Genomic DNA, 636 nt, shown 5'->3' with positions numbered 1-636 from the left:
GGGATGACGCTGCTGGACATCGGTTGCGGCTGGGGGGCCACCCTGCGGCGGGCCATCGAGAAGTTCGACGTCAACGTCGTCGGCCTCACGCTGTCGGAAAACCAGGCCGAGCACGTGCAGCAGTCCTTCGATCAGATGGACACCCCCCGCAGCCGGCGGGTGCTGCTGGAGGGCTGGGAGAAGTTCCACGAGCCCGTGGACCGCATCGTGTCCATCGGCGCGTTCGAGCACTTCGGCCGGCAGCGCTACGGCCGCTTCTTCAAAATGGCCTACCAGGCGCTGCCGCCCGGCGGAGTGATGTTGCTGCACACCATCGTTCGGCCGTCGTTCAAAGACGCGCGGGCCAAGGGCCTGAAGCTGACCCACGAAATCGTGCAGTTCTCGCAGTTCATCCTGGCCGAGATCTTCCCCGGCGGTTGGCTGCCGACGCCGCAGACCGTCGGCGAGTACGGAGTGACCGCGGGCTTCGACCTGACCCGCGTCCAGTCGCTGCAGCTGCACTACGCCAGGACCTTGGACCTGTGGGCCGAGGCACTCGAGGCCAATCGCGAGCAGGCGGTCGCCCTGCAGTCCGAAGAGGTCTACGACAAGTACATGCACTACCTGACCGGCTGCGAGAACTTCTTCCGCAAGGGT

General features: G+C 65.9%; 1 protein-coding gene. It reads left to right on the top strand.

Features of this window, described 5'->3' with window-relative positions:
- A partial coding sequence (locus A5622_RS26505; protein ID WP_066882250.1) for a class I SAM-dependent methyltransferase occupies nucleotides 1-636 on the top strand: 636 nt, incomplete at both ends.

This window comes from Mycobacterium sp. 1245801.1 (assembly GCF_001673055.1).
GTDB lineage: Bacteria > Actinomycetota > Actinomycetes > Mycobacteriales > Mycobacteriaceae > Mycobacterium > Mycobacterium europaeum_A.
This window is presented reverse-complemented; position numbering and strand designations above follow the sequence as displayed.